The organism is Capnocytophaga sp. oral taxon 326 str. F0382, assembly GCF_000318295.1.
Classification (GTDB): domain Bacteria; phylum Bacteroidota; class Bacteroidia; order Flavobacteriales; family Flavobacteriaceae; genus Capnocytophaga; species Capnocytophaga periodontitidis.
The window spans coordinates 1-22,670 of record NZ_KB291359.1 but is presented as its reverse complement, the minus strand read 5'-3'; the positions used below and the strand labels follow the sequence as shown (position 1 = coordinate 22,670).

Annotated in this window: 22 protein-coding genes; 21 read left to right on the top strand and 1 reads right to left on the bottom strand. The window is 40.8% G+C overall.

The features are described from left to right. Nucleotides 1-361 precede the first annotated feature (361 nt). A complete protein-coding gene (locus HMPREF9073_RS00690; RefSeq protein ID WP_009412046.1) occupies nt 362-619 on the bottom strand; it encodes a twin-arginine translocase TatA/TatE family subunit in 258 nt (85 codons plus the stop codon). Nucleotides 620-761: 142 nt separating this feature from the next. Between HMPREF9073_RS00690 and HMPREF9073_RS00685 the strand changes: the two genes are divergently transcribed. The 21 genes from HMPREF9073_RS00685 to HMPREF9073_RS00600 all read left to right on the top strand — a co-directional run bounded on the left by HMPREF9073_RS00685 (nt 762) and on the right by HMPREF9073_RS00600 (nt 22,624). After that, nucleotides 762-1,736, top strand: coding sequence for a M23 family metallopeptidase (locus tag HMPREF9073_RS00685; RefSeq protein WP_009412045.1), 975 nt, complete (start codon nt 762-764; stop codon nt 1,734-1,736). A gap of 218 nt (nt 1,737-1,954) precedes the next feature. After that, nucleotides 1,955-2,632 (top strand): DUF1016 N-terminal domain-containing protein, encoded by a 678-nt coding sequence (locus tag HMPREF9073_RS16125; protein ID WP_009412044.1) that lies wholly within the window; start codon nt 1,955-1,957, stop codon nt 2,630-2,632. Continuing rightward, nucleotides 2,633-3,118, top strand: coding sequence for a PDDEXK nuclease domain-containing protein (locus tag HMPREF9073_RS16120; protein WP_009412043.1), 486 nt, complete (start codon nt 2,633-2,635; stop codon nt 3,116-3,118). Between the two features lie 86 nt (nt 3,119-3,204). Continuing rightward, on the top strand, nt 3,205-3,336 hold the full coding sequence (locus HMPREF9073_RS16480; RefSeq protein ID WP_009412042.1) for a hypothetical protein: 132 nt from the start codon (nt 3,205-3,207) through the stop codon (nt 3,334-3,336). Then, complete coding sequence (locus tag HMPREF9073_RS00675; protein ID WP_009412041.1) at nt 3,333-4,421, top strand: hypothetical protein; 1,089 nt, start codon at nt 3,333-3,335, stop codon at nt 4,419-4,421. The genes HMPREF9073_RS16480 and HMPREF9073_RS00675 overlap by 4 nt, the downstream gene beginning before the upstream one ends. Nucleotides 4,422-4,432: 11 nt before the next feature. Further along, entirely contained in the window at nt 4,433-5,305 is an 873-nt protein-coding gene (locus tag HMPREF9073_RS00670) for a hypothetical protein (RefSeq protein WP_009412040.1), read from the top strand. Next, nucleotides 5,298-5,804, top strand: coding sequence for a DUF695 domain-containing protein (locus HMPREF9073_RS00665; RefSeq protein WP_009412039.1), 507 nt, complete (start codon nt 5,298-5,300; stop codon nt 5,802-5,804). The genes HMPREF9073_RS00670 and HMPREF9073_RS00665 overlap by 8 nt, the downstream gene beginning before the upstream one ends. Before the next feature lie 3 nt (nt 5,805-5,807). Further along, nucleotides 5,808-6,071, top strand: a complete 264-nt coding sequence (locus HMPREF9073_RS16115; protein ID WP_232212843.1) for a ribonuclease E inhibitor RraB — start codon at nt 5,808-5,810, stop codon at nt 6,069-6,071. 48 nt (nt 6,072-6,119) lie between these two features. After that, nucleotides 6,120-7,034 (top strand): glutaminase, encoded by a 915-nt coding sequence (locus HMPREF9073_RS00660; RefSeq protein ID WP_009412037.1) that lies wholly within the window; start codon nt 6,120-6,122, stop codon nt 7,032-7,034. A gap of 162 nt (nt 7,035-7,196) precedes the next feature. Continuing rightward, nucleotides 7,197-7,727 (top strand): hypothetical protein, encoded by a 531-nt coding sequence (locus HMPREF9073_RS00655; protein ID WP_009412036.1) that lies wholly within the window; start codon nt 7,197-7,199, stop codon nt 7,725-7,727. Nucleotides 7,728-7,765: 38 nt separating this feature from the next. Next, nucleotides 7,766-8,296, top strand: coding sequence for a hypothetical protein (locus tag HMPREF9073_RS00650; RefSeq protein WP_009412035.1), 531 nt, complete (start codon nt 7,766-7,768; stop codon nt 8,294-8,296). A gap of 4 nt (nt 8,297-8,300) precedes the next feature. Next, nucleotides 8,301-8,864 carry a hypothetical protein gene (locus tag HMPREF9073_RS00645; RefSeq protein WP_157453466.1) on the top strand — a complete coding sequence of 188 codons (564 nt, stop codon included), beginning with the start codon at nt 8,301-8,303 and terminating at the stop codon, nt 8,862-8,864. Between the two features lie 329 nt (nt 8,865-9,193). Continuing rightward, on the top strand, nt 9,194-11,506 hold the full coding sequence (locus HMPREF9073_RS00640; protein ID WP_009412032.1) for a TonB-dependent receptor domain-containing protein: 2,313 nt from the start codon (nt 9,194-9,196) through the stop codon (nt 11,504-11,506). A 2-nt stretch (nt 11,507-11,508) separates the two neighbouring features. Beyond that, nucleotides 11,509-14,862 (top strand): SusC/RagA family TonB-linked outer membrane protein, encoded by a 3,354-nt coding sequence (locus HMPREF9073_RS00635; protein WP_009412031.1) that lies wholly within the window; start codon nt 11,509-11,511, stop codon nt 14,860-14,862. Nucleotides 14,863-14,905: 43 nt separating this feature from the next. Further along, nucleotides 14,906-16,339: a RagB/SusD family nutrient uptake outer membrane protein gene (locus HMPREF9073_RS00630; protein WP_009412030.1), complete on the top strand. Its 1,434-nt coding sequence runs from the start codon at nt 14,906-14,908 to the stop codon at nt 16,337-16,339. Between the two features lie 134 nt (nt 16,340-16,473). Beyond that, nucleotides 16,474-17,553, top strand: coding sequence for a putative zinc-binding metallopeptidase (locus HMPREF9073_RS00625; RefSeq protein WP_034555017.1), 1,080 nt, complete (start codon nt 16,474-16,476; stop codon nt 17,551-17,553). A gap of 33 nt (nt 17,554-17,586) precedes the next feature. Next, entirely contained in the window at nt 17,587-18,567 is a 981-nt protein-coding gene (locus HMPREF9073_RS00620; RefSeq protein ID WP_009412028.1) for a DUF4302 domain-containing protein, read from the top strand. Nucleotides 18,568-18,607: 40 nt separating this feature from the next. After that, the gene (locus tag HMPREF9073_RS00615) at nt 18,608-19,150 is read left to right on the top strand and encodes a hypothetical protein (RefSeq protein WP_009412027.1); all 543 of its coding nucleotides are present in this window, start codon (nt 18,608-18,610) and stop codon (nt 19,148-19,150) included. Nucleotides 19,151-19,154: 4 nt separating this feature from the next. Next, nucleotides 19,155-20,270, top strand: coding sequence for a DUF4856 domain-containing protein (locus HMPREF9073_RS00610; protein WP_009412026.1), 1,116 nt, complete (start codon nt 19,155-19,157; stop codon nt 20,268-20,270). Then, complete coding sequence (locus HMPREF9073_RS00605) at nt 20,267-21,175, top strand: hypothetical protein (protein ID WP_009412025.1); 909 nt, start codon at nt 20,267-20,269, stop codon at nt 21,173-21,175. The genes HMPREF9073_RS00610 and HMPREF9073_RS00605 overlap by 4 nt, the downstream gene beginning before the upstream one ends. Nucleotides 21,176-21,229: 54 nt before the next feature. Continuing rightward, nucleotides 21,230-22,624: a leucine-rich repeat domain-containing protein gene (locus HMPREF9073_RS00600; protein ID WP_009412024.1), complete on the top strand. Its 1,395-nt coding sequence runs from the start codon at nt 21,230-21,232 to the stop codon at nt 22,622-22,624. Nucleotides 22,625-22,670: the final 46 nt, after the last annotated feature.

Genomic DNA, 22,670 nt, shown 5'->3' with positions numbered 1-22,670 from the left:
TTCCCGCAAGAGGAAACGAATAATGCTGTGGCAATGAATGCCGAAAAAATGAGTTTTTTCATATAATTATTATTTAGTGAGCCCCCCGAACCCCCGAAGGGGGACAAGCCGCAAAAGTTATTGGATTATTAGTTTTTATCAAACAAGTCAGACAAGTCGGACGTGTCAGACAGGTCAGACTCCTGATACCTAAAACCTGACATCGGGGGCAAAGGTAATAAAAAATATCTTTATATCCTAATTTATATTGCTAATTAATCATTAACAGAAAACCTCCCCTTGCAGTTTGTACCACAAGAGGAGGTTTTTAAGTTACATTTATTGCCTGTGCGGCTCGCACCTTTGGCTAAATGTAGGTTTATTATTCATTGTTCATTGTCAATTCTTCATTGTCAATTGTTTTTTTAAGTTCTTCAATCTCTTTTTGGGTGTCTTCTACGATAGAAGTGTCTATTCCCGTGTGATTGATATGATGATGAATTTCAGTTTTAATCTCATCAGTAGCATCGCGCAATTGGCGCATTGTTTTGCCCAAACCACGTGCAACCTCTGGGAGCTTATCTGCCCCAAAAAGTATTAAAACCATAAAAAGTATAAATATAATCTCTGAAATACCCATAAATTCAATTAATAATTAACAATTGACAATTAACAATTATCTGATGTCTGACACCTGATGCCTGACACCTAACTCACTGCAAAATTACATTTTTTTTGTCACAAAATAGTAAATATCATATTTTTTTTATACTTTTGCCCGTATGAAAAAGGTAAAATATTATTATGACCCCGAGACGCTCTCGTATAAACGCATTCGCAATCGCAAGCGCACAAAGGTGCGCAATGCCCTGATATTCCTCACGGCAGCAGCTCTCTTTGGGATTTTATTTTCTTTGGTAATGATTAACTCACGTCTGTTTTTCACCCCTCGTGAGGTGGTGTTGGCACGTGAGATAAAAACCTACGAAACCAACTACCAAATCCTCAATAAAAAAATGGAATTGGCGGAAGAGGTGCTTGCCGATATCCAAGAACGCGACAACAATATGTACCGCCTATACTTCAACGCTCCTATCATCCCCGATAGTATCCGCAAGAGCCTTAAAAATCCCAACCGCTATAAAGACCTCGAAAAATTTGGCAACTCTAAACTTGTTGCCAGTACTAATGAGCGTTTAGATGTGTTGCGCAAACAGTTGGTTGTACAATCTAAATCGCTTGATGAGATTACCAAACTCTCTAAGGCAAAGGAAAAATTTCTCGCTTCTATTCCTGCCATTCAGCCTATTAACAACAAAGATTTAAAACATATGGCTTCAGGCTATGGTTGGCGCACCGACCCTTTTACCAAAGCCCGTAAGTTCCATTATGGTATGGACTTCGCTGCACCTCAAGGCACTCCTGTATATGCTGCTGGCGATGGCGTGGTAGTCCGTGCCGATAGCAATGCCTCAGGCTATGGTAACCACATTCGCATCGACCACGGCTATGGCTATGTAACCCTCTACGGGCACCTTTCTGCCTACAATGTGCGCGCCGGTCAGCACGTGAAGCGCGGCGACCTCATCGGCAAAGTAGGAAGCACAGGTAGGTCTGAAGCACCTCACTTGCACTACGAGGTCATCAAAAACGGCGAACATATCAACCCTATTCACTTCTACTATGGCAACCTCACCCCCAGCGAATACGCCGATATGCTACACGTCTCTACCCAAGAAAACCAATCGCTTGATTAGGGGTTAGAGGGCAGGTGTTAGAGGTTAGGTGTCAGGTTTTAGGTGTTAGGTTTCAGACTCGTCTGACTCGTCCGACTTGTCTGAAATTCCTAGGTCTAAGTAACGACCTCTAAAAAAAATCAGCAAATCAGCAAATCGGCAAATCACCCATACGACTCACACCAGCTTGTCCCCCTTCGGGGGAACGGGGGCTAAATCGGCAAAATCAGCAAATTATTATGGTGAATACTCCAAAAACCTCTTATACCACTGCTGCTGAGCAGATAAAAGAAGCTATTCTCAGTAGTCAATATACGGCTGCTAAGCAAGTAAATGCCGTACAACTCTCCTTGTATTATAGCGTAGGGCGCTATGTCTCTCAAAATACCCGCAAAGGGGTATGGGGTACAGGAGCTATTGAAGTAATAGCAGAGCAACTTCACAAAGAACTGCCAGGACTTCGTGGGTTTGGAGCTCGGCATTTGCGTAATATGAGAGCCTTTTATGAGGCGTGGCAGGAGTTAGATATCAATTCAGCAGTTGCAACTGCCGAATTACAAGTTATTGGAAATAAAATAGATACTAATTTGGAAATCACGATTTCCAAATTACAAAATGTATTATCTCCACATTTTGATACGCTTTCAGCCTCTTCTTTTCTATCACTACCTTTTACCCATCATCTTGAGATTTTAAAAGAAGTAAAAGATAATAAGCAACGTCTGTATTATATTCGTTGGGCGATTGAAAATAAAGCTTCTGTGATTTCTTTAAAACGTGCTCTTGCAACAGATATTTATAATGTTCAACCTATCCCTAATAATTTCTCCCAAACGCTCCCTTCTAAGAATTTAGCGCGTAAAGCACTTGAAATGTTCAAAGATGAGTACTTGCTCGATTTTATCAATGTAGAATAGATGGGGGAACGCGACCTCGCTGATATAGATGAACGAGTAGTAGAACAACAGATTATCCATAATGTGAAGAATTTTATTATGACTTTTGGCAAGGACTTTACTTTTGTAGGTAATCAATACCATTTGGAAGTGTTTGAGGTTGAACAATACCCCGATTTGCTCTTCTTTAACCGCGAACTTAACTGTTTGGTGTGTGTAGAACTCAAAAAAGGAGGTTTTAAACCCTCTTATTTAGGACAGCTCACCGCCTATTTGCGGATTTTAGATGACACAGTAAAGAAACCACACGAAAATCCTACCATTGGTATCATTCTTTGTAAAGACTTTAATAAAGATTTCGTAGAATATGTCATTCAAGACTATCACAAACCGATGGGTGTGGCTCGCTATACCACTACTGCCGAAATGCCTGAACAGTTTCAGCGTGTATTACCCAATATAGAAGAATTGCGCAAAGTATTGTCAAATCAACCTACTGATAAATAAATCTATGATGAGCAACCCTCAACACCTCATTCACATCGTACAACAAGCCTTTTCAGGCACGCGCCTTAGGCAAAACCATACGCCAAATGTGTGATGCTACCAACGAAATTAAAACCGAAATCGAACAATCTATCCACCAAACCACCGATATAGATACCAAATTCATTGCCGATACCCAAAAAGAAATCGGCAAACTCAAAAACGATTTAACAAAATGAAACCCCTCTTAAGCGCCATATTAATCCTCTGTTGCAGCTGCCGATATTTCTCATCCTCTCCTGCCCAAGAGGAGGTAATCAACACCGCTGATGTGGTTTATACAGAAAAGAAGGATTCAGTTGAGGATACACACTCTGAAGGCAAAAGAATAGGCAACCCTATTGATTATAATGCACCTACCATTAAAGAAGTTTATGTAACCACCCGCGATAGTATTGATTTTTATGAGGAAGCCGACGACAAAAGCGCACGTCTTGGCAAATTGCCTTATGCTGAAAAAGTAGAGGTAGTTCAAGAACTTAACTCTTGGTATGGCATAAAACAGCGCACCCAAAGGAAGTACAAACGCGATGGCAAGGAGATTATCTTGTGGCAATGGGAAAAACTCTTTATAAAGAGAGAACAAACGGGCGATATTAGCCAAATAAAACTCAACTATAAAGAGCTGATTACTACTGAAGATAAGAAACCGCTCAAGAAAATAAACATTCGTTTTGTGACTAAAGACGAATATCTCGCTCAAAAAGCCAATGCCGTTGATTTTATAGATACTACCAATACTATCAAAAAAGTAAAAGGGAAACTGCGCCTTCCTTGTCAGGAGTGTAAAAACAAATATGTTACTTATATTGATAGCCTTGCGCCTAAGTACGATGAAAATAGAATAGAGCATACTTATATAGGCGAAATACCCTTTCTAAATCAATATCTTATCAGTACTACATACTATGAAGATTGGGATTATACCTTGATTGACAAAACCACAGGTAAAAAGCTTACTTTAGCTGCTTATCCTTATATCACTCTTGATAGACAATATTTTATGACTCTATTAGACAATGTCTATGAAGGAGTTACTGAATTTTCACTTTATAGTATTGATGAGACAAATAAAATAAAGCAAGTATTTTCAACCACTTTTACCCAGTGGGCATTAGTGTTGGATGAAAAGGATAGAGAACAAGTCTTTATGGGAAGTGATGGAAATCTCTATGCCAAAGTAATTAATGTCTCTGTTCGTTGGGATCAAAAAGGGCACTATAACCCACGAGGTCAGTATATCTGTATTAGTATTAAAAAATAAATCAAACTTATATGAATTACAAAACGCTTACTACATTATTAGCCTTTGCTCTTTGCTTATTGGCTTGCAACGAACAAAAAAGATTCACTACCTTACCCGAAAAAAACTGGGAATGGTTGAACCTTCACGGAAAAGTTAAAACTATGGAAGCAATCACACAAGTGATGTCTCATTACCAAACAGATGAAAAAGAGGGTTCTTCAACTATCTCCACAACTATTTCCTTTAATACAGATGGGTATGTTCAGCAAATAAAAACGGATGATGGTATTCAAAAGGAGGTTACAACAACAGATTATGTTTATGACACTCAGCATAACCTCATTACTGAAACTGAAGTAACTCTTTCTGATGAAGGCGCTCCTTTAAATAGAAAAACTATTCATTATAAATATAACCAAGTAGGTAAAGTAATTCAAAGAGATGAATATATAAACGACCAATACGCTTTTAAAATTCTTTTTTCTTATGATAAAAAAGGAAGATTTTCCAAAATAAATACCATTCCTATTAGCAAAGAAGATTCTTTAACCTCACAAACAACATTTTCTTATAATGACAAGTATTACGATATGGTAGAGATAACTACGTATCCAAAAAGAAAGTCCATAACTAATGTGGTTATTAGCTATAAATATGACAACCAAAATAATCTGATAGAAATGGAATATAATATTGATAAAGTGGCTACTAAAATTGTTTTTACCTACAATGAAAACAAGGATGAAATCTCAAAAAAAATTTTTTCAGATGGGGAAGAACAAAGTGAAGAAATCTATGAGTATGAATACGATAAGCACCACAACCCCATAAAGAAAACAACCTTAACAGGCAGTCGCGATTTACATAACATAAAAACAATAAAATACGAATATTATGAATAATAAAAATCTCCCCCAAAATTGGGATTTCTTTATGTGCCGTATTGAAGGCGCTCCTGCCTCTATACGCACTAATTTAGCCTTGATTGAGGTCGCTCCTCTCGAAGGACTCACACAGCGCTTGCAGTTCTATATCAAAATGAAAAAACCCAGACCCGACGGACTTTCTTCTAATGAAGAATATCCTATCCTTTGTGATATAGAGGATGCTATAGGCGAAAAAGCGGGAGCTACAGGGGCTGTATTAGCAGGGGTAGTAAAATCGGAAGGGTTTTTAGAACTCTGGTTTTATACCCAAAATGCCAAAACTTTGGCTAAAACTTGTGAAGAAGCATTACAAGCTTTTCAGGGGTATGAATCAGGGTATAATATAGCCGAAGATCCTGAGTGGGAAGATTATTTCGATTTCCTTTACCCCGATGAGTTTTCTTACCAAACGATGCAAAACCGCAAAGTGCTAATGCAACTCGAAAAGAATGGCGATAAGATGGAAGTACCTTGAGAAATCGACCATTTTTTCTACTTCAAAGAAGCGGCTCAGCAACAGGCTTTTGCCAAAGAAGCTGAAGCCAAAGGTTTTAAAGTGCGTTTTAACGATGATGAATTTGTAGAAGATCGAAAAGCAGAAGGAAAAGAATATCCCTATATGGTAGAAGCTACTCGTGAAGACAGTCCGTTGGCTATCGATGATATCGTATGGGATTTGTTAGAACTTGCCTCTCCTTTTGAAGGTAATTACGACGGCTGGGGCTGTGTAAACGTACAATAAGAAGTACGGTTAATTGTTAATTATTAATTGTCAATTGTTAATTGAAAAATGAAGTATTCAAAAATAATCGATGCTGTTTATGAGGAAGTATTAAAGGGCGAAAATGCTGGCACCGTCCCTACCTACATTCCCGAATTAGCACAAGTAAACCCCGAACAGTTTGGGGTCTATTTCTATAGCCTCAACAAGCAATCCTATGGCATAGGCGATTGCGATGTAAAATTTTCGGCGCAGAGTATCGCCAAGGTGCTCGCCCTCTCTTTGGCGTATAGCATCATAGGCGACCAGCTTTGGCGTCGCGTAGATGTAGAACCGTCGGGTACTTCGTTCAACTCTCTCGTCCAGTTAGAAGCCGATAATGGTATTCCGCGTAATCCGCTCATCAACGCAGGGGCAATAGTAGTGTGTGATATTTTGCTCTCTATTTTAGAAGATGCCGAAGCCGATTTCCTCACTTTTGTACGTGAATTAGCTAACGACGATACCATCAACTATTCTATTTTAGTAGCCGAATCGGAAAAATCCGTAGGATATCGCAATTTTGCCTTGTGTTATTACATCAAGTCGCTTGGAAATATAGAAAACGACCCTATCGAGGTGCTCAACTTCTATTTCAAACTCTGTTCTTTGGAACTCACTTGCAAATCGATGGCGTATATCTTCTCATTTCTTGCCAATGATGGTATCCGTATGCACGACCGCGTACAAATCCTTACCGAAACCTGCACCAAGCGCGTAAACGCCATAATGCAAACTTGCGGATTTTATGACGAGTCGGGAGAGTTTGCTTTTAAAGTAGGTTTGCCAGGGAAGAGTGGAGTAGGAGGGGGGATTGTTGCCCTATTGCCCAATCATTACAGCATAGCGGTATGGAGTCCCAAACTCAACGACAAAGGTAATTCGTATAGAGGAATGAAGTTCTTAGAAATGTTTACTGCACAAACGCACACCTCTATTTTTTAGTTACATTGTAGGAGGCTGTCTGAAAAGTCTAAAAATCGCTTTTGCGTCGTTACACTTTGCCAAAGGTGCGAGCCGCACAGGCTGGAAACTTAGGTAAAGTTGACTGCTCTGATTATCAATCTGTTGATCAATTTTTTTGTTTGACTATATAAAAATAGAACTATGAGAAGAATTGTATTTTTCCTTTTATTACTAATATTTATAGCTTGCTCTAAAAATGTAAATATAAAAAAAGTAGGTAATAGTTTTTTTGAAAATGATGTATATATAGACAGTCAAGGTTGTCAATATATAAAGATAACAGAAGATTATAAGCAAGTGAAAGATAATCTTTTTGAAGATAAACAAGGGAATTTGTATATACAAGGAACTAACAATATGATCTTTTACTATTCTCGTCCAATATATATATCAGAGCTTTACGCTATGAACTCTGATAAGTTAAAAATAAAGGACATTGTAGATAGAGATACGTATGAAAAATTAGCAGATACAGGTTTTTCAAAAGATAAGCAATTCTTATACTTATTAAAAGAGTGGTCAGACAGATGGGAATTACATATTATTAGCAAAGACCCCGATAAATATAAACTCATTTGGAAAAATTGCAGATATTATCTTTATTCTGATGGTAAATATTATTTGAATCAAGATGTTTTTACAGAAGAAGAATTGAATATGCCTCAAAAATAACAAATGTGGACTTTTACTTTATTTAAACAGCTTCGGATATGAAAAATTCTATAAATAAATTTAGTGCACTTCTGTTTTTACTATTAGGGGGAGCTAATTGCACTAACAACACACCTAAGCAACAAGAAAATGTGATTATTACTCCTGCTCCTCACCTAAAAAAAGAAGTGGTGGTACAATTAGATAAAATCAATAACAAAGAGGCAAAACTAACAATTGCTAATTACTTAGACGAACCTATTTCCACAAATATGTTTGTGATATATACAGATATATTGGTTTTAGAATTTCAGGCAAATGATACTATAAGAGAAATGACTTGTGTAGCTCCACCTATGCGTCCCATTAACATAAGAGAATATGATACTATTTTAGCTCCTAATGCTAAAATAGAAACACTTTCTTCTATGGCTGTAATGAGAGAATGTGAGGAAATTTTTAAAATAACAGAACCCAACATAAAAATGCGTGCTGCCATTTGGTTCAAATATGTGAATCGAGATGAAAAGTTTATTCAGCGTTCTAATTGGATTATTTATAAAAATGAAGGGCATTATAATCCTAAGTAAGAATATGAAAGAATATGCTAAAACAGCCTTGAAAAAACTAATTTTATTTTCTATAATAGTCGTTTGTTTAATGGCTTGTGCGACGAAAAAACAATCTGTTTTTACTAATTTAGATTGTGATAAATATCCTGTTTTAGATAGTTTGGGATACATTGAATATACAGATGACTATTTATTTACGGGTAAGGTTTTTGATCAAATTAATCAGAAGGGGAAAGTTTTGGTTCCCTGTCTCATTGAAAAAGTGAAAGATACAATCCCTACATATTTTAGATATACTGAAATTTGTAATTTTACAGAGGGAGATTATGCGTTTTTTATGTTGCCTTATGCATTGAAAAGTAAAAGAGATATTTATAAAGAAGTTGTTTTAAAGGAATTTAAAAAAGAATATAAATCTGATGCTTATATGTATGATCATTTACAAGCTATTTTGTTTCACACTCAAGATAAAACAACCAATTATAACAATCGTTTACGACTATACAAAAGATTGAAAAAGTGGTATTTAAGAAATTATGAAAAGCCACAGAAGTCTACAAAACCTATACCTACAACGAATGGGTAGTAAAAGAAGAATATTGTAGCACAATGCCTGAGAATAAGAACGAAAAACTTGGTGGAGTTGTTTACAGATGTTCTATTAGGTCATCATTTAAGCTACAGACCTTTACGTGAATAGTAACTAAAGTCTTTAATTTTTTAGTTATATTGTAGGGGCGTTTTGCAAACGCCCTTATAAAATAAAACATTTTTGGACATCCTCTTATAAAATAAAACTTTTATAGATAGCCGATTTTCTTCGTAATTCGTAATTCGTAACTCGTAATTTCCAACCCCTTATTTGTTTTATTTATAAATAATACGTACTTTTGCGCCCGATTTTATGATTTCTATATGAAAACATTGGGTGTTTTTATACTTTTATCTTGGCTATCTACCTCTTTTGCTTTTGCTCAACAAAATGAACAACAGAAAGATACCATTCAAAAATTAGACGAAGTAACGGTATCGGATCAGCAAATATTAGGTGGCAAGTTTCAGGCGCGCAACCGTACGGGATCAGCGTATTACATCTCTCCTCAAGAAATTCAAAAAATGGGCTATACTGATATCAACCGTATGCTCAAAGCTGTCCCTGGGGTGAATGTGTACGAAGAAGATGGTTATGGCTTGCGACCTAACATCAGTTTGCGAGGTACTAAAGCAGAGCGAAGTGAGAAAATCACCTTGATGGAGGACGGTATTTTGGCTGCTCCTGCTCCTTATGCAGCCCCTGCGGCTTACTATTTCCCTAATGCGGCTCGTATGCAAGCGGTGGAGGTGGTGAAAGGCAGTAGCCAAGTGCAATACGGTCCGTTCACTACTGGTGGGGCTATCAATATGGTATCCACAGCTATCCCAACCAAATTTTCAGCCAAGCTAAGTGCTTCCGGTGGAACTAACAACACCCTTAAAACGCACATCAATGTAGGTGACAGCAAAAAACACTTTGGCTATATGGTGGAATACCTCCGCTACCAGTCCGATGGTTTTAAACATTTTGAAAACAAACAAAATGCAGGCTTCAAACGCAACGATTGGGTTGCCAAATTCAAAGTGAATACGGCTAAAACCGAAGGGGCTAACCACTCTTTTGAGCTGAAAGCGGGCTATGCCGATGAGGATTCTAATGAAACTTATGTAGGTCTTACGCAATCCGATTTTGCCCGAACGCCTTTCCTGCGCTATGTAGGCTCTCAAAAAGACCACCTCATAACTCGCCACACTCAGTGGGTGGGCACTTACTTACTTCAGTTTTCTAACCGACTAAAATTTACTACTCACTTCTATTACAATACCTTCTTCCGCAACTGGTACAAACTTGAATCGGTGAAATACGGCACTTCAGCCAACGAAAAACGCACCATTGGGCAAATTCTCTCCGATCCCGAAACTAATGCTCCTTATTTTGATATACTTTCAGGTAAAACCGATAGTCGTGTGTTCTACAACGACTACGAACGCTTGAAGGACAACCCTGGACTCTTTGTGCGCGCCAACTACCGTAACTATTTCTCTCGTGGCGTGCAAACCAAAGCTGAATACAAAGCGATATGGGGCAATTGTTATTTAGACAACGAGTGGGGGCTGCGTTACCACACCGATGAAGAAGACCGCAACCAGTGGGACGATATCTATGCGATGAAAAACCAGCAAATGCAACTCCTTTGGAAAGGAGTACAGGGCAGTCAGTCGAATAAAATCACTCGTGCCAATGCCTTAGCGGCTTATTGGCTCTCTAAACTGACTTACAAACAGCTCACTGTAACTGCGGGCTTGCGTTTTGAGCATATAGAATTGTTAGAAAAAGATTATACTACTGCCGACACCCGCCGTACAGGGCAAAAACGCATAGAAACCACCAATGTAGCCAATGCCGTAATACCCAGCTTGGGGCTGCACTACAACCTCAATAGTTGGCTATCTACTTTTGCCGGTGTACACAAGGGTTTTTCACCCCCAGGGGTAAGTAAAGAAAAGCGTGTGATGGACAGAAATGGTAACATCACCCTACTCACCGAAAACCAAAAACCCGAAAGCAGTATCAACTTTGAAGTGGGCTTGCGTGTGAATTATAAACAGCTAAAAACTGAAGTGATAGGTTTTTACAATCATTACAGCAATATGTTGGGTAGCGACCTTGCGGCTATGGGCGGTACAGGTACCCTCGAACAGTTCAACGTGGGGGAAGCTGTCGTGAAAGGAGCTGAGTTTATCGCACAATACCAGCCATTCCCTGAGGAATCTCCTATAAAAACCCCCTTACAACTCTCCTACACCTTTACCGATACCGAGATGAAAAACTCTTTCGAGAGCAACTCTTGGGGGCGAGTGATTGCAGGTGACGAAATTCCTTATATCAACCGCCATAGTCTCAACTTGAGTATAGGAGCCGAGTACAAAAAATACGAACTGAATATAGGTATTCGCTATAATGGTGCTGTGCGCACTGAACCAGGGCAAGGACTTATCGCCGAACGCCATAAAATTCCTGCCTATACCATTATCGATGTTGCTGCTAAAGCGCATTTTGCTCGCCATTTTACCCTCACCTTAAACGCTATCAACCTTACCAATCGCACTTATTTGGTATCCCGTCACCCTTCAGGATTGCGCCCAGGGCATCCTTTGGGTATTTTTGGTGGCATCATTTACAAAGTAAATTAACGATGAACAAACTGTCATACATATTTCTTTTTCTCCTTGCAAGTCTATCTGCTAGCGCTCAAACCTTTACCCTCAAAGGAACGGTAAAAGAAACCAATGGCACTCCGCTGTTGGGCGCGACGATAGTGGTGAAAGAATCACATATAGGCACCAGTACCGATATGGAGGGGCATTTCAGCATCAAAGCGCAGGTAGGGCAAACTCTTGAAGTGAGTTATGTGGGAATGAAAACCCAACGCTTCAAAATCAAAGGGGAAACCCTGCAAATCATACTCCAAGAAGAAGCCCAAGCTTTAGAGGGGGTAGTGCTCACGGGCTACCAGAAAATACAAAACCGCGTATTTACAGGGGCAGCTGCTTCGGTGAAGATGGACAATATCAAAATGGAAGGTGTTGCCGATATATCACGTATGCTCGAAGGGCGTGTAGCAGGGCTTTCTATCCAAAATGTAACGGGCTCTTTTGGCTCGGCGCCGCGCATCAATATTCGCGGAGGGGCTTCTATCATAGGCAATGTACAGCCGCTTTGGGTAATCGATGGGGCGATTTATGAAGATTTGGTGCCCCTCAGTCTTGACCAATTGGTTTCTGGTGATGCGGTTACCTTAGTGAGCTCGGCTATTGCCGGACTCAACGCTACCGATATAGAGGATATACAAGTGCTGAAAGACGCATCGGCTACTTCTATGTATGGAGCGCGTGCCCTCAATGGGGTGATTGTTATTACAACCAAATCGGGCAAACGCGATACGCCTAACCGCATTACTTATAGCTACGAACAGAGCTTCCGCACCATTCCGTCATATAAAGATTTTGACTTGCTGAACTCGCAAGAAACGATGTCACTCTTGCAAGAGATGAACAGTAAAGGCTATTTCAATTTGCAAAACACCCTTTACGGCAGGCGCAGCGGCATTTACTACCAGTGGTATAAGGGAGTGAGTACCATCAACCCTAATACCGGCAATTACTACTACCCCAATACGCCAGCAGCTCAGGCTGCCTTTATGAGAGAACGCGAATACGCCAATACCGATTGGTTCAAACATCTTTTTTCTATCAACCCCATACGTAGCCACACTATTACATTTAGCGGTGGGGGTAAAAACAGTACGAGTTATGCTTCGTTAGGTTATTATCACGATAGCGGCTGGACGATTACCGATAATGTGAAGCGTATCACTGCCAACCTCAAAAATACTTTTTATATCAACGACCAACTAAAAGCTACCTTTACTGCCGTAGGGAATTTACGCAGTCAGAAAGCCCCTGGCACTTTTGCACAGCGTAAAAACACAGCTGTAGGTGCTTTCGAGCGTGATTTTGATATCAACCCTTTTTCGTATGCGTTAGGTACGTCGCGCACCTTGCGACCTAAAGATGCGCAGGGTAATTTAGAGTACTATCGCAACAACTGGGCGCCTTTCAATATTTTGGAGGAATATCGCAACAACTATATGAAAATCGATGTACTCGATTTCAAAGTACAAGCCGAAGCTTCTTACAAGGTCAATCCACATTTAGAAGTTACTGCTTTAGTATCCGCGCGCCAAGCACAAACACAATCATCGCACTATATCACCGAAAATTCTAATGTTATCAAGGCGTTTCGCGCCAATGAAACCCCTCAGGTAGCCAATGATAATATCTATTTGCTCAAAAATAAGGACAATCCTTTAGCACCTCCGCAAATAGCGCTCACCAATGGGGGTATTTTCAATAAAACGGAAACCTCTCTCAAAAGCTATATGGGGCGCTTGGCGGTTGATTACCACCGCACCTTGCGCGAAGACCACGATCTCAAAGCCTTTGGTTTTGCCGAAATTCGTTATGCCGACCGCACTGTTACGCCTTTTCAAGGCTATGGCATTCAGTATGATCGCGGTAATCAGGTATTTACCAATCCGCTTATCTTTCAAAAGCTCCTCAACGAGGGCAACAACTATTTCGCACTTACCGAGAAGTACGACCGTGGCATCACCTTTTCTGCCAGTGGTACGTATGGCTATAAAGGTAAGTATATCGCCAATGCCGTGCTGAACTACGAAGGGTCTAATACTGCTGGTCGTGGTACGCGTTCGCGCTGGTTGCCTACGTGGAATGTGGGGGCAAAGTGGAATATAGACCGCGAAGATTTCTTCAACAGCAAAAACATCAGTACCCTTGCTCTGAGAGCCAGTTATGGGCTTACTGCTAAAATGAACGAGCAAGCGATAAATTCTTATAGTGTATTCCAAAACTATGTGCAAAACCGCTACCGCTTTAGCGATAGAGAGAACGCTTTGCGTCTATTGCACTTGGAGAACCGCGACCTCACTTGGGAGAAGATGTACGAGCTGAATCTCGGTGTCGATGCGGGATTTTTTGATAATCGCATCAGTATGTCGGTAGATGTTTATCAGCGTAATTCATTCGACCTTATTGACCTGATTCGCACCTCGGGTATAGGCGGTGAATACTATAAGTACGCCAATTTTGGCGATATGCGCACCCGTGGCATAGAGTTATCTCTGAATACCAAAAACATACAGCAGCAAGATTTCCAATGGGCAACTACTATTTCGTTCAGCTATATGAACCAAAAGATTACCCGTTTGCTCAACACCCCCAACACTTTTGATATGGTATCGGGTACAGGGCGCGGCAATATCGTGGGTTACCCTAAAGGCTCATTGTTTTCGTTCAACTATCAAGGGGTGAACCACCAAGGCTTACCTACTTTTGATTTTGGATTGTATCCCCTTAACAACCGCGCAAATGCCAATGTAGTAGGCGCTGATTTTCTCGACACACAGTACTCAAAATCTTACCTTATCTATCACGGCTCAGTAGAACCCAATGTGATTGCAGGGCTCTCTAATACTTTTACTTACAAAAACTGGGAAGCCTCTTTCTTTATCTCGGCGCAAGCGGGAAATAAAATCCGTTTGAACCCTACTTTCGATCCCACTTTTGGCGATTTGAATGTCTTTCCTAAAGAATATTACAACCGCTGGCTGCACCCTTACGACGAGCTCCGTACCGAGGTGCCCTCATTGCCTTCACAGAGCCTTATCAACCTCATTGGCAAAGAGAATATAGAGCGTGCTTATAATACGTACAACTATTCTCAAAATCGTGTTGCTGATGGTAGCTTTGTGCGTATGAAGAGTATATCATTGGGTTACCGCGTACCTAAAAAGGCTTTGGAACGCTATGGTATGAGCAGTCTCACGGTGCGAGCGCAAGCCACCAATCCATTCCTTATTTATTCCGATAGCAAACTCAACGGTCAAGATCCTGAGTATTACAAGTCTGGAGGGGTGTCATTGCCTACCCCCAAACAATATACCTTGGCATTCCAAATAGGATTTTAATGAATTAACAATTAACAATTGAAAATTAATAGTTTAAAACTGAATGAAACATTTAATTTACATATTTTCTTTGTTATTGCTAAGTTGCAACTATTTAGACAAAGACCCCGATGCCTCTCTAAATGTTCCCCTCGATTCGGAAGAAAAAATAGCCGAGCTTCTTACGGGGGCTTACCCCGATGCGAGCTATTTCCCTTTCCTCGAAACGCGTACTGACAATGTAGCCGAACGCGAAAATGGTATACATACCCGTTTGAACGAAGCGATGTACCGCTGGGAAGATGAAGACCAAGAAGACCTCGATGCACCTTTGTTTTATTGGAATAGTTGTTACCGAGGCATTGCACAAGCTAATAAAGCCTTAGAACTTTTAGCCCGCTACCCCAAAACCGAACGTGTAAAAGCGCTTTATGGCGAGGCTTTCTTGCTCAGGGCTTACCTGCACTTTATGCTCGTGAATATTTGGGCAGAGCCCTACAAAGGCGAAGCCTCTAAAAACGATATGGGGATTCCTTACCTCACTACGCCCGAGAAAAACGCTTTGGTAGAGTACAATAGAGGTACAGTGTATGAGGTCTATCAGAAGATAGAAACAGATCTCAAGTTGGGTATTTCTTTAGTGAGCGATGCCTATTACACTAAACCTAAGTTTCATTTCAACAAGCGTGCTGCTTATGCTTTTGCCTCGCGTTTCTATCTGTTTAAAGGCGAATGGCAAACCGTGATAGATTATGCTAACTATGTACTTACGCAACCTAAAACGCAGTTACGCCACTGGAAAAAGGACTATTACGATGTGTATGGGTTTAACAACCGTCCGTATCTCTACCAGCGTTATACCCAGCCAGAGGAAGAAGCTAACCTGCTCATCACCACCGTGCAATCGCGGTGGGCAAGAGAGCTACCTACAGCTAAGTACGGCTTTACTACCCAACTGATGAGCAATAGTGCGGCCTACTACACACCTGCTACCTCGCCTACTCCTGTGTATAATGGTATGTATATAGCCAAGTTTGATGAGCTGTCGCTATTTGGCAGTACCGGCAGCAAGCCTACTGACTTGTATGTATCAAACGTACTACTTACTACCGATGAGGTGATGCTCAACCGTATGGAAGCTTATGCTATGCTCAAAAACTACAACCAACTGCTCTTAGAATATCGCGAATTTCAAAAAATAAAGTTCGATAATCCTCGCAATATCACCGTGGAAGACCTTATCGCCTCTACCGATGACGATTATCGCAACTACTCGCCTTTCTATGGGCTTAGCATTCGTCAGTTAGGAGCTATCAAAAATATCGCTTTTCTGCGTCAATGGGAATTTATGCACGAGGGAATGCGTTGGTTAGACATCAGGCGTTTTTATACCCCTGTAAATCGCACTAATGAACCCCTACAAAAAGAGGATTTGCGCAAAGTGATACAACTCCCCATAGAAGCCATCAACCGCGGTTTGCCTGCAAACCCGAGGTAAGTGAAAAGTGAATAGTGAAAAGTGAATAGTGAAAAGTGAATAGTGTTACAATAAATAAAACATCTTTTCGCGGATTGTCCCCCTTCGGGGGAACGGGGGCTATTCATTCACGACAAGCAATAAATAAAACTTATATGAAAAGCCTTTTAAAAATAACACTCATTACGGTATTAATTCTCACAGTGAGCTGTCAGCGTGAAAAACTTTCTACACAAAGCGTTGTAGATACCGAACCCGCTCAGCAAGCCTATACCGATTTAGACAAGTGGATAGAAACCAATATCACCTTGCCTTATGGCATTGCTGTGGAATACCGTTGGGACAAAAACACTGCCCCTAAAGGTACCTATACCTATCCACCTGAAGTGAGCAAAGTAAAACCGGTACTCGAGGCTATTAAATACCTATGGCTCGAACTCTATAGTGAGCCCTCTTTAGGAGGGGCTAATTTCTGGAAAGGAAAAGCTCCTTTAAAAATATACCTCTATGGCGGTAAAAACATTGATGGCAACGGACAAGAGCTCATCAATAGCAGTGCGGTAGGGCGTGAATTTCATTTGTATAACATCAATAATTTCGACCCACGCGACAAGAATAAAGTATATGTGCTGATGCGCATTGTACATCACCAATTTGCCCGCTTATTAGGCGATGAGCTATACCCTTACGACCGTCAGGCGTTTTTGAATATCAGTCAGAAGGATTATCGCGCAAGTTCTAACAAACAGCTATACGGTTTTCCTAATGATGATACTGCCCTTTATGCTTTGCAGTATTACCCCAAAAAGCGCGACTTAAACAACTGCAATAGAGCCTTGCCTTTTCAGTATTTTGCATCGCTTACCCAATGCCAAAATGCACACACCCAAGCAGGTATAGATGAGGAATGCTACTATTGTAATTTTACCCAAAGCACGCCCAATCACTACGGATTTATCACCTTTCAAGCAATGCTTTCAGCCGAAAACGACTTTGCCGAGATGATAAGCGTTCCCCTCACCAATCTCAACACCCAGATAGAGATAGCCAAAAATATTGCGAAGACTCCTGTAGATAGCACGGATGAAGAAGTACAACGAGCAGCCTTATCGTATAACAACCTACTGAAAAAAGAAGCTTTCATCGCCGATTATTTCAACAAAAAAGTAGGGTTCAGCTTGAAGCGTTTGCAACTCTTAAGCCTTCAACGCCTCAACCGTTTTAATAATAGGTAAAAGTGAAGAGTCTATAAAATAAATGAATCATATATGAAATATCTTTTAACAACAGCATTTATTGCGCTTCTTTTGGCATCTTGCCATAAAGAACAGAATGCTTTTGAGCAATCGCCCTCAGAGCGAATGCTCCAGCAGCGCATTGCCTTGCAAAAAGAACTTACCGAAGCGCCCTACGGTTGGAAAGTGCTCTACTTCCCCCGCACCGATTCATTGCTGTTTGCTACCCCCACCAAAGCTGAAAAACGAAGTGATTCGCGTTATGTAGAAAAACTCTTAAACCAAGGTTTTGGTGGCTTCTATTTCCTGATGACCTTTAACAAAGACAATACAGTAGCCATACAAGCCGACACCCATAGCGAAACACTGCAAACCGTCAAAACAAGTGAATACACCCTTAGCCAAGAGGCGCAGTTACAACTCTCGTTCACTACCTATAACTACGTTCACCAATTGGTAAACAACCGCTTTCGCGCCGCTGCCGATTGGCTGTATGTAGGTAAAGACACCTTGCAGAATATGGTCTTCAAAACAGCCTCGTATGCCGACCCTGCCCGCGAGTACATTGTGTTTGAAAAACTCAAAACAGCCGACGATAAACAACAGTTCTTGCAAAAAGCCTATAACAACCGACTCTTTTTTGAGCAGATGCAAAACCCTCAAATAGTCATCAAGCGGGGGAGCAAAATCTACTACCAAAGTGATGTATACCTAAAAGGCAATAATTTTGGGCTCAACACACCTTTCTTAGAGGGATTTGTTGCCAATAGGTATTACGTATTTGAATACCGCACTAATCCGCAGGAAGATCCCTCAACAGGTAGGTATAAAAGTCAGTTTATAGGCTCGGGCTATGTAGGCACTGAAAGCGGACTCACCTTTAGAGCCGGCTTGCGCTACAACAAGTCGATTATATTCTACGACTTTGTAAGAGAAGGCAACCGCTTTGTAGCCCATCATCGCGATAGCAAAGGAATTGCCACTGGCTACACTGCTGAAATATTTGAGAATTAATTAGAAAATTTGAGAATTAGCAAATTGGCAAATTAATAAAATGAAATATCTAAACACTATCATTGCAGTCTTGTTACTCATAGCCTGCAATAGCAAAGAAGAAGATCCTACTCCAGAGGATTACCAAAAGCTATTCCCTTTCAAAGGAATTGAAAAACCTACCATCAACTACGAAGATCTCGTGCATAAACAATGTGATATCGCTCATTATGTGTACCCAAGTATTGATGCTACCCAAGAAGCACGTGAGTATACTGTAACCCTCACTTATCAATGTCAGCGAGGCGAAGGCAATGTTCGTGACCCACGTTATTATGTGTGTTATGTAAATGCCAATAAAGAGCGCGTGGTACTCAGTGCCACCACTACGGCACAAACGCTTACCTTTACCCTCCCTTCAGGATATCCGCTGTATCTCGGCGTGTATGGAGGTGGAGAAAGAGAATCACGCGTCAGTGCACAGCTTACCGCTGTTGATACCCAAGGAGTGGTGAATGTACCTACCTTACAGTACATCGCCGCCCAAAACACCGATGGTACCGATAATATAACCCCTTATTGCGAATATATAGTATTGCCTTAAAATAATGAAAATGAAACATATACTATCATATCTTTCCTTGTTGTTAGTAGTCATAGCTTGCCAAAAAGGCGAAGGTGAGACTGTGGAGACCGCTAATATCTTGCGTCCGCAAGCTGATATCCCCTACACTTTCAGCCGCAATGGGCAGTCGAGTGTTGATGAACATAGCGTGAGCTTGCTGCGCGAGCCTTTGGAGATTATCGAAAGGCGTTTGCTCAACGGTGCTATTTCTAATTTTACTTACGACGAAATTCTGCGTTACTACAACGAGGGGACTTCTTACGTAAAACCCGCTGACGAAGTAGCCTCCTCACCTTTGGCTGCTACTGCTCAAGTGAGAGAAGATGTAAAAAATCTCTTTCTCGTAGCCAAAAGCATTCCGTTGCGCGAAGCCCAACAAGGCGTTTCGGGTGATGCAGGTCGTAGGGTAGGTGATGCCGATCGCGTGTATGTAGATGAAAAAGGCATTGCACCTGCACAAGTGTTTATATACACTATAAACGGAGCACTCTATTTAGATAAAATCCTCTTGTACCACTTAGACGAGCGTTTTTTCTCCGATGCTACCCTGCGCCGCGAACACCAAAACGTAGTCTTGCCCGCTGGTGAGAACTACACCCAACTCGAACATCATTGGGATTTGGCTTATGGCTACTTCCTGCATCTGCAATCGCTCACCCAATCCGATGGAGTAGCTGCTTTGGCAGGTGCCGAACGCAAAATTCGCAATGCTTTTGTACAAGGACGCATAGAGTTAGGGCGCTATCGCTATGAAGCCTTATATGAACAAATGCACATCATTCGCAAAGAACTCTCCAAAGTGATGGCTATTCGCACCATTCACACCCTTACGGGGGCAAATACCCTTGCCAATTACAGCGAATCGCCTAAGCAGGCTTTCAAATACTTGTCGCAAGGCTATGGATTCCTATACGCATTGCAATTCACTCGTAAACCCGATGGCAGTCTTTATTTTACTTACGACGAAGTAAAAGCCCTCCAAAACCAACTTATAGCAGGTACCGGACTTTGGAATAAATCCCGCTTGTTAGCCCCTGCCGAAATTGTAGGTTCACTTAAAAACATCACACAACAAATCGCTGAACGTTACCAGTTATGACAAAAAATATACTCTTATGTCTCTTTGCCATAGTGCTCTGCGCCTGCGAAGACAAAACAGATACCACCGAGCCTATCAAAATAGGCACCGAGAGCAGTTCACTCACTCAGCTCACACTCTACCCTCAGAGTCAGCACGATATATTGCTCTCAGGAGGCAATCACAAGTACACAGTGAATGTTGCTAACAGTCGTTTGGCAAGTGCTTCTATCAGTCAGGATACCCTGAAGATAAAGAGTTTTCAAGAACAAGGAACTACTTATGCAATCATTCATTCACACGACCAAACCGCGCGCTTGGAGATTAACGTCCGCCCTAACGAACTCAGTTTTTCAGCTGATGAAGTAACCCTTGCCCCTACCGATATTAATAAAACCATACGCTTAGGAGGCGGTGACATTGTGAGCCTCACCACTACCGACCCCGATGAGGTGATGAAAGTTACTTGGAATGGCAGTAGTGGGATTGTAGAGATAAGAGGTAAAGCCGAAGGGGTAGCCACCCTCACCGCTACTTCGGCAGGACTCGCCCCAAAAGAGCTGAAAGTGAAAGTGCGTTGTATAGACGAAAAAGGCTTTCTCAATCAGTTAGGCGTATACCAGAACACCAGTCGCTCGCTTAGCCAAGCCATTAACCCAGCGCGTATTGTTAAAGACCCTACCACAGGCACTTTCTTTTCGGGGAGCGCTAATGTCAATGCGCTTAACAATTTGTATTACAAAATTCCGCCTATTGAGCATCCAGTAGTGGGTACTTATATCAATTTACTCATCGAATACAAGAAGTTAGGAGGAGTAGCTACTCGCGAAAACCTTAAATTTTACGTAGAAGAAGTGCGCACCGCTACCCAACAAGTGGTTTTGCGCGGTAAAACCCTAAAAATAGTAGTGCCCTATTACAATTGACAATTGACAAAAAACTAACCCATAGAGTCTAATTTTAATTTTATATATATTTTTATGAAAAACCTCAGATTTTTAACCTTAGGGCTCACCCTGATAGCCCTTCTTTTTACAGCTTGTAAAAAAGATGACAACAACGGTGGCGAACAAGCCCCTCAGCGACTTACTTTAGAGAAATCGGCAGTAACCGTAAAGCAAACTGAAAGCGCTATTGTGCGCATCACAGCCGGCAATGGCGGTTATAAAGTAGAGAGTGCCGATAAAAACATTGCTACAGCAGCAATCGAGCAAAACAACGTGAAAATCTCAGCAATAGCCGAAGGACAAACCACTCTCACAGTATCCGATGCTAAAGGACAAAAAGCTGCTATAGCCGTAATTGTTGAAAGCAATATCGACCCTAGCGAAAGACTTTCGGTAGAAAAACAAACACTCACCCTTGTAAACGGAGAAGAAGAAGTGAACAGAATCCTCAATGCCGAACACAATGGCAATATCAATCTTTCTTTTACAATCAGTCCTGCAGGAAGTGTGAGTATCACTGTGGAAACCCGCATTGTAAATGGTAACCCCGACGGTAAAAACCTACGTGTAAAAGCCCTCAATGTAGGTACTGCTCAAGTAGTGGTAAAAGATAATACTAACAATCAAACTACCTCTTTCAAAGTAACTGTTACCGCCGCTGAGCTTACCATTGCTAAAACTGCTGCTGAGGTAGAAACCGAAGCTACAGTAGAAATCCGTATTAACACCGGTAACCCTAATTATACTGTTACTTCTTCAGCTGATAATATTGCAACTGCTGAAGTAAAAGAGAAAACTGAAAAAGTAGCAGGTAAAAAGGATACTCACCACTATGTGATTATCAAAGGAGTAGCTGCAGGTACTGCCACTATCACTCTTAAAGACAGCCAAAACAAAACAGTAGCTATCACTGTAACCGTAAAAGCTAAAGATGATATTTTTGAAGTAAGTAATGACGGTGTAGTAACCCTCAAAGCAGGAACTACTGCTAAAGGAGCTATCACTATCCCAACAAATGCTACAGCAGTAGGACAAGCTCTTTTTAGATCGAATTTAGCTGTTACTTCTATAAATTTTAGTAATGTTATTAAAATAGGAGCAAGTGCTTGCTTTGGTACTACTAATCTTACATCAGTTATTTTAAAGAAAGTAGAAGAGATAGAAGCTATGGCTTTTGTAAATTCAGGACTTACAGAACTTACTTTACCTGCTACAGTAAAAACTATAGCACGTATGGCGTTTATGAACTGCAAAGGATTAACAAAAGTAACTGTAAAAGCTACTACTCCCCCTACTGTACAAGCTAATACTTTTAATGGCATTAATGCCAATGCAATTCTTTATGTTCCTAAAGGAGCTAAAACTGCTTATGAAGCTCAATCTAACTGGAATTCTAAATTTAAAGAAATCAAAGAGCTTGAACAATAATCTAATTCATCAAATAAAAAAGAGGCTGTCCAAAAAGTTTAGTTTA

Coding starts and splice junctions, on each gene's coding strand:
- HMPREF9073_RS00690 (WP_009412046.1), bottom strand. CDS start 619: ATGGGTATTTCAGAGATTATATTTATACTTTTTATGGTTTTAATACTT.
- HMPREF9073_RS00685 (WP_009412045.1), top strand. CDS start 762: ATGAAAAAGGTAAAATATTATTATGACCCCGAGACGCTCTCGTATAAA.
- HMPREF9073_RS16125 (WP_009412044.1), top strand. CDS start 1,955: ATGGTGAATACTCCAAAAACCTCTTATACCACTGCTGCTGAGCAGATA.
- HMPREF9073_RS16120 (WP_009412043.1), top strand. CDS start 2,633: ATGGGGGAACGCGACCTCGCTGATATAGATGAACGAGTAGTAGAACAA.
- HMPREF9073_RS16480 (WP_009412042.1), top strand. CDS start 3,205: ATGTGTGATGCTACCAACGAAATTAAAACCGAAATCGAACAATCTATC.
- HMPREF9073_RS00675 (WP_009412041.1), top strand. CDS start 3,333: ATGAAACCCCTCTTAAGCGCCATATTAATCCTCTGTTGCAGCTGCCGA.
- HMPREF9073_RS00670 (WP_009412040.1), top strand. CDS start 4,433: ATGAATTACAAAACGCTTACTACATTATTAGCCTTTGCTCTTTGCTTA.
- HMPREF9073_RS00665 (WP_009412039.1), top strand. CDS start 5,298: ATGAATAATAAAAATCTCCCCCAAAATTGGGATTTCTTTATGTGCCGT.
- HMPREF9073_RS00660 (WP_009412037.1), top strand. CDS start 6,120: ATGAAGTATTCAAAAATAATCGATGCTGTTTATGAGGAAGTATTAAAG.
- HMPREF9073_RS00655 (WP_009412036.1), top strand. CDS start 7,197: ATGAGAAGAATTGTATTTTTCCTTTTATTACTAATATTTATAGCTTGC.
- HMPREF9073_RS00650 (WP_009412035.1), top strand. CDS start 7,766: ATGAAAAATTCTATAAATAAATTTAGTGCACTTCTGTTTTTACTATTA.
- HMPREF9073_RS00645 (WP_157453466.1), top strand. CDS start 8,301: ATGAAAGAATATGCTAAAACAGCCTTGAAAAAACTAATTTTATTTTCT.
- HMPREF9073_RS00640 (WP_009412032.1), top strand. CDS start 9,194: ATGAAAACATTGGGTGTTTTTATACTTTTATCTTGGCTATCTACCTCT.
- HMPREF9073_RS00635 (WP_009412031.1), top strand. CDS start 11,509: ATGAACAAACTGTCATACATATTTCTTTTTCTCCTTGCAAGTCTATCT.
- HMPREF9073_RS00630 (WP_009412030.1), top strand. CDS start 14,906: ATGAAACATTTAATTTACATATTTTCTTTGTTATTGCTAAGTTGCAAC.
- HMPREF9073_RS00625 (WP_034555017.1), top strand. CDS start 16,474: ATGAAAAGCCTTTTAAAAATAACACTCATTACGGTATTAATTCTCACA.
- HMPREF9073_RS00620 (WP_009412028.1), top strand. CDS start 17,587: ATGAAATATCTTTTAACAACAGCATTTATTGCGCTTCTTTTGGCATCT.
- HMPREF9073_RS00615 (WP_009412027.1), top strand. CDS start 18,608: ATGAAATATCTAAACACTATCATTGCAGTCTTGTTACTCATAGCCTGC.
- HMPREF9073_RS00610 (WP_009412026.1), top strand. CDS start 19,155: ATGAAAATGAAACATATACTATCATATCTTTCCTTGTTGTTAGTAGTC.
- HMPREF9073_RS00605 (WP_009412025.1), top strand. CDS start 20,267: ATGACAAAAAATATACTCTTATGTCTCTTTGCCATAGTGCTCTGCGCC.
- HMPREF9073_RS00600 (WP_009412024.1), top strand. CDS start 21,230: ATGAAAAACCTCAGATTTTTAACCTTAGGGCTCACCCTGATAGCCCTT.